The sequence below is a fragment of the Streptomyces capoamus genome, from assembly GCF_014654935.1.
Taxonomy (GTDB): Bacteria; Actinomycetota; Actinomycetes; order Streptomycetales; family Streptomycetaceae; genus Streptomyces; species Streptomyces capoamus.
Window position 1 is genome coordinate 1 of sequence record NZ_BNBF01000001.1, and the last position, 10,181, is coordinate 10,181.

The window sequence follows — 10,181 nt, forward strand, 5'->3', positions numbered from 1 at the left end:
CGAACCCGGAAGCTAAGCCTCACAGCGCCGATGGTACTGCAGGGGGGACCCTGTGGGAGAGTAGGACGCCGCCGAACTCCTTTTAGAGCTCCGGCTCTTGGGCACTGCCCAAGAGCCGGAGCTTTTTTGCGTTGCGGTAAGGTCAGTGGGCATCGTCGGCCCTTTTCGCACAGGAGGCGCCCGGGTGGAGGTCCAGGAGACCCGTGTCCAGACGGACCGGGTCCTCACCATCCCCAACATCCTCAGCATGGCGCGGCTCGCCGGCGTACCCCTCTTCCTGTGGTTGATCCTCAGGCCGGAGTTCGGCGGCCCCAAGAGCGATGGCTGGGCGCTCCTCGTGCTGGCGTTCAGCGGGGTCAGCGACTACCTGGACGGCAAGCTCGCCCGGCGCTGGAACCAGATCAGCAGCCTCGGCCGGCTCCTCGACCCCGCGGCCGACCGGCTCTACGTCCTGTCCACGCTGCTCGGCCTCACCTGGCGGGAGATCCTGCCCCTGTGGCTCACGGCCCTGCTGCTGGCGCGCGAGCTGGTGCTGCTGGTGATGGTGGGCATCCTGCGCCGGCACGGCTATCCGCCGCCCCAGGTGAACTTCCTCGGGAAGGCCGCCACCTTCAACTTGATGTACGCCTTCCCGCTCCTGCTGCTCAGTGACGGAGACAGATGGATCGCGTCACTCGCCGCTGTTTTCGGGTGGGCTTTCGCCGGATGGGGTACAACCCTCTATTGGTGGGCAGGAGTGCTCTACGTAGTACAAGTCCGCCGTCTGGTGCGCGCGGACACCGTGGCCGATTGAGCCTGTCTCTTGTCTGGACAAAGTGGTCCGATGGCCCGCCGCCGAGAAGTGCGGGACAATTTGGACGGGTGAAGTCGGCTAGACAGTCATCTCTTTAGGAGGACGCTTCCGACATGAAGGCCGTCGTGATGGCCGGTGGCGAGGGCACACGCCTTCGTCCAATGACCTCCAGCATGCCCAAGCCGCTCCTGCCCGTGGCGAACCGCCCGATCATGGAGCATGTGCTGCGACTGCTCAAAAAGCACGGGCTCAACGAGACCGTGGTCACCGTGCAGTTCCTGGCGTCCCTCGTAAAGAACTACTTCGGCGACGGCGAAGAGCTCGGCATGGAGCTGACGTACGCCAATGAGGAGAAGCCGCTCGGTACCGCCGGAAGCGTCAAGAACGCCGAGGAGGCGCTGAAGGACGATGCGTTCCTCGTCATCTCCGGTGATGCCCTGACCGACTTCGACCTCACCGAGCTGATCAATTTCCACAAGGAGAAGGGCGCGCTGGTCACGGTCTGCCTGACCCGGGTGCCCAACCCGCTGGAGTTCGGCATCACGATCGTCGACGAGGAAGGCAAGGTCGAGCGCTTCCTCGAGAAGCCGACCTGGGGGCAGGTCTTCTCCGACACGGTCAACACGGGCATCTACGTCATGGAGCCCGAGGTCTTCGACTACGTCGAGGCCGACGTGCCCGTGGACTGGTCCGGCGACGTCTTCCCGCAGCTGATGAAGGAAGGCAAGCCGATCTACGGCTATATCGCCGAGGGCTACTGGGAGGACGTCGGCACGCACGAGAGCTACGTGAAGGCTCAGGCCGACGTCCTCGAGGGCAAGGTCAACGTCGACATCGACGGCTTCGAGATCTCCCCGGGCGTGTGGGTCGCGGAGGGCGCCGAGGTGCACCCCGACGCCGTGCTCCGCGGGCCGCTGTACATCGGCGACTACGCGAAGGTCGAGGCCGGCGCGGAGATCCGCGAGCACACCGTCGTCGGATCCAACGTGGTCGTCAAGAGCGGCGCGTTCCTGCACAAGGCCGTCGTGCACGACAACGTGTACGTCGGACAGCACAGCAATCTGCGCGGCTGCGTGGTCGGCAAGAACACCGACATCATGCGCGCCGCCCGGATCGAGGACGGCGCGGTCATCGGCGACGAGTGCCTGATCGGTGAGGAATCGATCGTTCAGGGCAACGTCCGCGTGTACCCGTTCAAGACCATCGAGGCCGGTGCGTTCGTCAACACCTCGGTGATCTGGGAGTCCCGGGGCCAGGCCCATCTGTTCGGCGCCCGCGGTGTCACCGGCATCCTGAACGTGGAGATCACGCCCGAGCTGGCGGTGCGGCTCGCCGGCGCCTACGCCACGACCCTGAAGAAGGGCGCCACCGTCACCACGGCCCGTGACCACTCCCGGGGTGCCCGGGCGCTGAAGCGGGCGGTGATCTCGGCGCTCCAGGCCAGCGCCATCGACGTACGCGACCTGGAGAACGTGCCGCTGCCCGTGGCCCGCCAGCAGACCGCGCGCGGCAGCGCCGGCGGCATCATGATCCGGACCTCGCCGGGTGTCCCGGACTCGGTCGACATCATGTTCTTCGACGGGCAGGGCGCGGACCTCTCGCAGGGCAGCCAGCGCAAGCTGGACCGCGTCTTCGCGCGCCAGGAGTACCGGCGGGCGTTCCCCGGCGAGATCGGCGACCTGCACTTCCCGGCCAGCGTCTTCGACTCGTACACCGGGTCGCTGCTGCGGAACGTCGACACGACCGGGATAGCGGAATCCGGTCTCAAGGTGGTCGTGGACGCCTCCAACGGCAGTGCCGGGCTCGTGCTGCCCAGCCTGCTCGGCAAGCTCGGCGTGGACTCGCTGACCATCAATCCCGGTCTGGACGAGTCCCGGCCGACCGAGACCGAGGAGATGCGCCGGAAGGGGCTGGTGCGACTCGGCGAGATCGTGGCGTCCTCGGGAGCGGCGTTCGGTGTGCGGTTCGACCCCGTCGGCGAGCGGCTGTCGCTCGTGGACGAGAAGGGCCGGATCATCGAGGACGACCGGGCGCTGCTGGTGATGCTGGACCTGGTGGCCGCCGAGCGGCGCAGCGGGCGGGTGGCGCTCCCCGTCACCACGACCCGGATCGCCGAGCAGGTGGCCGCGTACCACGGCACGCAGGTCGAGTGGACCACCACCTCGCCCGACGACCTCACGCGCGTGGGGCGCGAAGAGGGCACCATCTTCGGCGGTGACGGCAAGGGCGGCTTCATCGTTCCCGAGTTCAGCAGCGTCTACGACGGCACGGCGGCCTTCGTGCGGCTCATCGGGCTGGTGGCGCGGACGCAGCTCACCCTCAGCCAGATCGACGCGCGGATCCCGCGGGCGCACGTCCTCAAGCGCGACCTGGCGACGCCGTGGGCCGTCAAGGGCCTGGTCATGCGTCGGGTGGTCGAGGCCGCCGGGGACCGCTCCGTCGACACCACCGACGGCGTGCGGGTCGTGGAGCCCGACGGGCGCTGGGTGATGGTGCTGCCCGACCCGGCCGAGGCCGTGACCCACCTGTGGGCCGAAGGGCCCGACGACGCCTCCGCGCAGGCTCTGCTGGACGAGTGGGCGGCCGTCGTGGACAGCGCCGGCCGGTAGCCCGGGTCGGCTGAGAGCGGAGAAAACCGCCGCACACACGCGTGCCGGACAAGTGCCCCCAAAGGGGCCTGTCCGGCACGCCGGTGGGGCCGTTCGGAGGTACCGCGCGCGGCGTGCGACGATGTGCGGCATGCCGCAGCAACCCCCCGTTCGGAGCAGCCCCACGCGGCCGCAGCGCCCGGACGCCTCCATGTCGTTGATCACCAACGTCATGGACCACAGTCTCGACGACGGCTATGCCGAGGCCGCAGCCCGCAAGCAGTCCCGGGGCGCGGGCGGCCTGCCGAAGACGCTCCGGGCCAAGCTGGGCCTGGCCGCCGGTCTCGTCCTGGCCGCGCTGGTGGTGACCGTGGGGGCGGCCCAGGCGCGGGTGACGGCGCCCGTGGTGGCCAAGGAGCGCCAGGAGCTGATCGACCGCATCGACGTCGAGACCGCGGGCGCGGACAAGCTCGAAAGCACCGTGGACACCCTGCGCGACGACGTCAGCGCCCGCCAGCGGGCGGCCCTGCGGTCGAGCGGCGGCAGCGCCGAGGCGGACCTGGTGGGCCTGCTGTCGGGGGCCACGGCGGTGCACGGGCCGGGCGTCAAGCTCGTCGTGAACGACGCCAAGGAGGCCGCCGCCGGCGGCGACGGGGCCAATCCCCGTGAGACCTCGGGTTTCTCCGACACGGGCCGCGTGCGGGACCGGGACATGCAGCGCGTGGTCAACGGGCTGTGGGCCTCGGGGGCCGAGGCGATCTCCATCAACGGGCAGCGTCTGACCTCCCTGTCCGCGATCAGGGCCGCGGGTGACGCGATACTGGTCGACAACAGACCGCTGGTGCCGCCGTACACGGTGCTGGCGGTGGGTGACGGGGACAGGCTGAGCACCAGGTTCCAGAACGGCGCCGACGGCCTGTACCTGCATGCGCTGGAGGAGAACTACGGCATCCGCGCCACCATCTCCACGGAGGGCGACGTCCGGTTGCCGGCCGCCCCCAGTGTGATCGTACGTACAGCACAACCGAAGTCCGAGAAAACCGGGAAGGGCACATCGTGATCGCCGTACTGGGCCTCGTCGTGGGAGTCGTGGCCGGCCTGTTGGTCCGGCCCGAGGTCCCGGCGGTCGTCGAGCCGTATCTGCCGATCGCCGTCGTCGCGGCGCTGGACGCCGTCTTCGGCGGTCTGCGGGCCATGCTGGACGGCATCTTCGACGACAAGGTCTTCGTGGTGTCGTTCCTGTCCAACGTGGTCGTCGCCGCGCTGATCGTCTTCCTCGGCGACAAGTTGGGCGTCGGTGCGCAGCTGTCCACGGGTGTCGTCGTGGTCCTCGGCATCCGCATCTTCTCCAACGCCGCGGCGATCCGGCGACACGTGTTCCGGGCGTGACACCGATGAGTGAACAGAACGACCGCGACGACCGCGACGACCGCGACGGTCAGCCGGAGAATCCGCTGCGCAGGGAACTGCCGGCCGAGGTGCCCGCACCCGCACCCGCATCCGCGCCCGAGGCCCGGCAGCAGGGCCCCGAGCAGCACCAGGAACAGCTTCAGCAACCGCTGACGGGCCGGCAGCGGCTCGTCGAGGGCCTGTGGCCGCCGCGTTTCACGCGCGCTCAACTCATCGTCGCCGTACTGCTGTTCGGCCTCGGTTTCGGCTTGGCCGTGCAGGTGGCGTCCAACAGTGACACCGACGGCGCGCTGCGCGGCGCACGCCAGGAAGATCTCGTTCGCATCCTCGATGAACTGGATTCGCGTACTCAGCGTCTTGAGGACGAGAAGCAGGGACTGGAGAAGCAGCGTCAGGAGCTGCAGTCAAGTTCCGACCAGGCCGCCGAGGCGCGCAGGCAGACCGCCGAGAAGGAGAGGCAACTCGGCATCCTGGCGGGGACCGTGGCGGCGCAGGGTCCCGGCATCACGATGACGATCGAGGACACGAAGGGGACGGTCCAGGCGGACATGCTGCTCGACGCGATCCAGGAGCTGCGCGCGGCCGGTGCGGAGGCGATCCAGGTCAACGGGGTCCGGGTGGTCGCCGGCACCTATGTCACCGACTCCGGCAAGAGCGTGAGCGTCGACGGGAACAAGATCAACACTCCCTATCGTTTCAAGGTCATCGGCAAGCCGCAGGACCTCGAGCCGGCGCTGAACATCCCTGGAGGCGTGGTGCAGACTCTGGAGAAGGAGCAGGCCACGGTGACGGTCGAGCGGTCGGACAAGATCGTCGTGGACGCCTTGCGACAGGCGAAGCGGCCTGACTACGCTCGGTCGTCCTCCCAGTGAACCGGTGGTGCATGGGGGTTGTCGCGCAGGGGCATGAGGTTGCGGGGGGTCGGCGCACCGAAGGGGTGGTGCGTGGTGGAAACTGTTTGGTGGATACGGACGTTGTGAGAATGTCCGGCTCGGCCGGTGTAGGCAATCAGGGTTCGTCCTGCCCCACGGGCGGGTCTGTTTCGGTCAAGGGGAATCGCCCGTGAAGTTGTTTGCGAAGTTGTTCGGCAAGAGCGCGCGAGAGGGCCGCGACAACGCGACCGCTCGTCATCGTGCACAGCCTGACGCGGAGGGCCAGCGCCCCCTGTTCCGGGACCAGGTCGCTGGTCCGGGCGGTGACATTTCCGGTGGTCAGGGCGCGGCGTCTGTTGACCCTGCCCAGTCCGGCGGCATAGGTTTCGGGCAACCGTCAACCTCAGGTACGGGTGGAGGGTTCGCCTCCGGACCGTACGCGTCCAACGCCCCGGCGGGGCAGCCGCGGCAGGAGGATCCGTCGATGTCGGTCCTGGTGTGTACGAGGTGCGGTAACCGGAACGCGGAGAACGCCCGGTTCTGCTCCAACTGCGGGGCGCCGCTGCGCCCCGGGGTGGCGCCCGAGCGGGCTTCCGAGACGACGTCCACCATCTCGATCTCCGGTCTGGAGGCGTACGACTCCGAGGCGACCGGCCAGACGCAGCTGCCGATGCTCTCCCCGGAGGCTCAGGCCGCGGTGGACGCGCTGCCGCTGGGCTCGGCGCTGCTGGTGGTGCGCCGCGGCCCGAACTCGGGCAGCCGCTTCCTGCTGGACAGCGACCTGACCACGGCCGGCCGCCACCCGCAGAGCGACATCTTCCTGGACGACGTGACCGTCTCGCGGCGGCACGTGGAGTTCCGGCGTTCCCCCGACGGCTCCTTCACGGTGGCGGACGTGGGCAGCCTGAACGGCACGTACGTCAATCGCGAGCGCATCGACCAGGTCGCCCTGTCGAACGGTGACGAGGTGCAGATCGGCAAGTACCGGCTGGTGTTCCACGCGAGCCGGCAGGGCATCTGACCGTCCCCCCGGACCGGTGTCCGGGGGGACCCCCCAGGGAAGGTCCATGCTTCAAACACCGAGCGGCGGTGCCGGAAGCGGTACCGCCGCCAGGGACAGTGGGCTGATGAGCATCGGCACGGTGCTGAACGTGCTGCGCGACGAGTTCCCCGAAGTGACCATCTCCAAGATCCGTTTCCTGGAGTCGGAGGGGCTCATCGAGCCGCAGCGGACCCCGTCGGGGTACCGCAAGTTCAGTGCCGCGGACGTCGAGCGCCTCGGCCACGTCCTTCGGATGCAGCGGGACCACTACTTGCCGCTCAAGGTGATCCGGGAGCACCTGGACGCCATGGAGCGGGGTGAGGCCGTCCCGCTGCCCGTGGTGGGGCGCCAGCGCACCGCGGACGACGTCCCGGCGCAGCCGGAGGGGCGCACGGTGGCCAGGATCGGCAGGGCCGAGCTGCTGGCCGCGGCGGACATCGGCGAGGAGGAGCTGGCGGAGTGGGAGGTCTACGGGCTGCTCGCTCCGCTGGCGGACGGGGCGTACGACGCCGAGGCCGTGACGGTGGCCTCGCTCGTCGCCGAGCTGGGCAGGTTCGGTATCGAGCCACGCCACCTTCGGGTGATGAAGGCCGCGGCGGAGCGGGAGGCGGGGCTGGTCGACCAGGTGGTGGCCCCGCTCAGGCGGCACCGCAATCCGCAGACCAGGGCCCACGCCGAGGCCCGTGCCAAGGAGCTGGCGGACCTCACGGTGAAGCTGCACGCGGCGCTGGTGCAGGCCGCCCTGGGCGTGCGGCTGCCCTGAGACGGCGGGCCCCGCGGACGGCCGGATCGGGCACCTGTTCCCGGCCCGACTACCCAAACGTCGCGGGCACGGCCTAGGGTTGCTGTGTGAACGAGCTCGATGTCGTAGGTGTCCGGGTCGAAATGCCCTCCAACCAGCCGATCGTGCTCCTGCGCGAAGTGGGGGGCGACCGCTACCTCCCCATCTGGATCGGGCCGGGGGAGGCGACGGCGATCGCCTTCGCCCAGCAGGGCATGGCCCCCGCGCGACCGCTGACGCACGACCTGTTCAAGGACGTGCTGGAGGCCGTGGGCCAGGAGCTGACCGAAGTGCGCATCACCGATCTGCGGGAAGGTGTCTTCTACGCGGAGCTGGTGTTCGCCAGCGGGGTGGAGGTCAGTGCCCGCCCCTCCGATGCCATAGCGCTGGCCCTGCGCACCGGAACGCCGATCTACGGCAGTGACACGGTGCTGGACGACGCGGGCATCGCGATCCCGGACGAGCAGGAGGACGAGGTGGAGAAGTTCCGCGAGTTCCTCGACCAGATCTCCCCCGAGGACTTCGGCACCAGCAGCCAGTGAGCCGCGGGGCCGCGGTCCGCCGGACCCGGGATTCCCACGGGCCGGCCGGCGGCTCCAGGTGACCGTGACCTCGGCATGTGCCCGTGTCCGCCGAGAGCGTCTCCGGCCCTCCGCGAGCGCATTCGGCTAGCCTTTCCCCGCGGTGGGACACGAGAAACCACTCCTAGGGTGATTATCACTCGGCGTGCCGAGTGTGGCGATCGTTGACGCACCCCTGGTGACTGCCTACCGTCGAGAAGGCAGGTCAAGGACGGAGGTCGGCGTGAGAACGAGCGGCGACGGTACGGCTGGGGGTGCCCCCGGACGCAGTTTCGGGGAGAGCGGTCCGTACCCGCCCCCGAGCCCGCGACTGCGCTCAGGCGGGGGACACCCCCATCCGGGCAGCGCGGTGGATCACGCTCCGCAGCTGCCGACGGCGGTGCCGGACGGCGGAGGGGTGGCGGCCATGGCGTCCGAGGAGATCGGTTACCGCGGGCCCACGGCCTGCGCGGCGGCCGGCATCACCTACCGGCAGCTCGACTACTGGGCCCGCACCGGTCTGGTGGAGCCCAGCGTGCGGCCCGCCCACGGATCGGGCACCCAGCGGCTGTACAGCTTCCGCGACGTCGTCGTCCTGAAGATCGTGAAGCGGTTCCTGGACACCGGGGTGTCGCTGCAGAACATCCGGACCGCCGTCCAGCACCTCAGGGAACGCGGTTTCCGCGACCTGGAGCGGATGACCCTGATGAGCGACGGCGCGACCGTGTACGAGTGCACCTCGCCGGACGAGGTCCACGCCCTGCTCCAGGGCGGTCAGGGCATCTTCGGGATCGCCGTCGGCGTGGTGTGGCGCGACGTGGAAAGCGCCCTCTCCCAGCTGCACGGCGAGCGCATCGACACCGGCGAGACGCTCGTCGGGCACAACCCCGCGGACGAGCTGGCGCGGCGCCGCAACCGGGCGGTCTGACCGCCGGGCCGCCGCGGGGGCGCCCCGGCACCACCGCGTTGTCAGTGGTGTGGTGCAGCATCGGAGATGTGAGAAACGCGCCCACGATCCTGCATCTCGACATGGATGCCTTCTTCGCCTCGGTGGAGCAGGCGTCCAAGCCGAGCCTGCGCGGCAAGGCGGTCGTCGTGGGCGGGCTCGGACCGCGCGGGGTGGTGGCCACCGCGTCGTACGAGGCACGCGTGTTCGGGGTCCACTCGGCGATGCCCATGGGCCAGGCGCGCCGGCTGGCACCCCACGCCGCGTACCTGGTGCCGCGCTTCACCCTGTACCGGGCGGTCAGCGAGCAGGTGATGGCGCTGCTGCGGGAGCTGTCACCGCTGGTGGAGCCACTGAGCCTGGACGAGGCGTTCGTCGACCTGGAGGCCGGGGGGACGGCCTGGGACGAGGACTCGGCGCGGCGGGCCGGGGAGAAGCTGCGCGCGGACATCCGGGCGGTCACCGGGCTCACCGGCTCGGTGGGGCTGGCCGCCTCCAAGATGCTGGCGAAGATCGCGTCCGAGCAGGCCAAGCCGGACGGCCTGTTCCTGATCGAGCCGGGCACGGAACGGGCGCTGCTGGGGCCGATGCCGGTGCGGACCCTCCCGGGGGTGGGACCGGCCACCGGGGACCATCTGCGCCGGGCCGGGATCACCACGGTGCAGGAGCTGGCCGAGGCGGGGGAGGACGAGCTGGTGCGGCTGCTCGGCAAGGCGCACGGGCACGCGCTGTACGCGATGGCCCTGGCCCGGGACGAGCGGCCCGTGGTGGCCGAGCGGGAGGCCAAGTCGGTGTCGGTGGAGGACACGTACGACGTGGACATCCACGACCGGCTGCGGGTGGGGCTCGAGGTGCAGCGACTGGCCGAGCGGTGCGTGCGCAGACTGCGCGAGGCGGGGCTGTCGGGGCGGACGATCGTGCTGAAGGTACGGCGGTACGACTTCTCGACGCTGACCCGCTCCGAGACGCTCAGGGGGCCCACGGACGATCCGGCGGTCATCGGGGGGGCGGCCGCGCGGCTGCTGGACTCGGTGGACACCACGGGTGGGGTGCGGCTGCTCGGGGTGGGGGTGTCCGGGCTCGCCGACTACACGCAGGAGGACCTGTTCGCGCAGGCGATGCCCCCGCGGGCGGCACAGCCGCCGGAGGAGGCCGTCACCGAGGCCGTCGCGGAGCGGCCGGAGCGGGC

At 70.0% G+C, this 10,181-nt stretch carries 10 protein-coding genes and 1 rRNA gene; all 11 read left to right on the forward strand.

The features are described 5' to 3' along the window. A 5S ribosomal RNA gene (rrf, locus tag IE312_RS00005) occupies positions 1–77 on the forward strand; the annotation flags it as partial. Between the two features lie 107 nt (positions 78–184). Then, entirely contained in the window at positions 185–793 is a 609-nt protein-coding gene (gene clsA, locus IE312_RS00010; protein ID WP_189977014.1) for a cardiolipin synthase ClsA, read from the forward strand. 113 nt (positions 794–906) lie between these two features. After that, entirely contained in the window at positions 907–3,402 is a 2,496-nt protein-coding gene (locus IE312_RS00015; protein ID WP_189977016.1) for a mannose-1-phosphate guanyltransferase, read from the forward strand. A gap of 190 nt (positions 3,403–3,592) precedes the next feature. Continuing rightward, entirely contained in the window at positions 3,593–4,441 is an 849-nt protein-coding gene (locus tag IE312_RS00020; protein ID WP_189978166.1) for a DUF881 domain-containing protein, read from the forward strand. Further along, positions 4,438–4,770, forward strand: a complete 333-nt coding sequence (locus IE312_RS00025) for a small basic family protein (protein WP_003988855.1) — start codon at positions 4,438–4,440, stop codon at positions 4,768–4,770. Before IE312_RS00020 ends, IE312_RS00025 begins: the two co-directional genes overlap by 4 nt. 5 nt (positions 4,771–4,775) lie before the next feature. Then, positions 4,776–5,663, forward strand: a complete 888-nt coding sequence (locus IE312_RS00030) for a DUF881 domain-containing protein (RefSeq protein WP_189977018.1) — start codon at positions 4,776–4,778, stop codon at positions 5,661–5,663. A gap of 190 nt (positions 5,664–5,853) precedes the next feature. Continuing rightward, a complete protein-coding gene (locus IE312_RS00035) occupies positions 5,854–6,684 on the forward strand; it encodes a zinc-ribbon and FHA domain-containing protein (RefSeq protein ID WP_189977020.1) in 831 nt (276 codons plus the stop codon). 46 nt (positions 6,685–6,730) lie between these two features. Next, positions 6,731–7,468: a transcriptional regulator FtsR gene (ftsR, locus tag IE312_RS00040; RefSeq protein WP_189977022.1), complete on the forward strand. Its 738-nt coding sequence runs from the start codon at positions 6,731–6,733 to the stop codon at positions 7,466–7,468. A gap of 86 nt (positions 7,469–7,554) precedes the next feature. Beyond that, positions 7,555–8,028, forward strand: a complete 474-nt coding sequence (locus IE312_RS00045; protein ID WP_026253112.1) for a bifunctional nuclease family protein — start codon at positions 7,555–7,557, stop codon at positions 8,026–8,028. 262 nt (positions 8,029–8,290) lie between these two features. Continuing rightward, a complete protein-coding gene (locus IE312_RS00050) occupies positions 8,291–8,974 on the forward strand; it encodes a MerR family transcriptional regulator (protein WP_189977024.1) in 684 nt (227 codons plus the stop codon). Positions 8,975–9,042: 68 nt separating this feature from the next. Continuing rightward, positions 9,043–10,181, forward strand: a 1,139-nt coding sequence (locus IE312_RS00055; protein ID WP_229898766.1) for a DNA polymerase IV, incomplete at its 3' end; no start/stop codon positions are given.

Excerpts from the sequence above, each read along its gene's own strand:
- IE312_RS00030 (WP_189977018.1), top strand. The coding sequence starts at position 4,776 with ATGAGTGAACAGAACGACCGCGACGACCGCGACGACCGCGACGGTCAG.
- IE312_RS00015 (WP_189977016.1), top strand. The coding sequence starts at position 907 with ATGAAGGCCGTCGTGATGGCCGGTGGCGAGGGCACACGCCTTCGTCCA.
- ftsR (WP_189977022.1), top strand. The coding sequence starts at position 6,731 with ATGCTTCAAACACCGAGCGGCGGTGCCGGAAGCGGTACCGCCGCCAGG.
- IE312_RS00020 (WP_189978166.1), top strand. The coding sequence starts at position 3,593 with ATGTCGTTGATCACCAACGTCATGGACCACAGTCTCGACGACGGCTAT.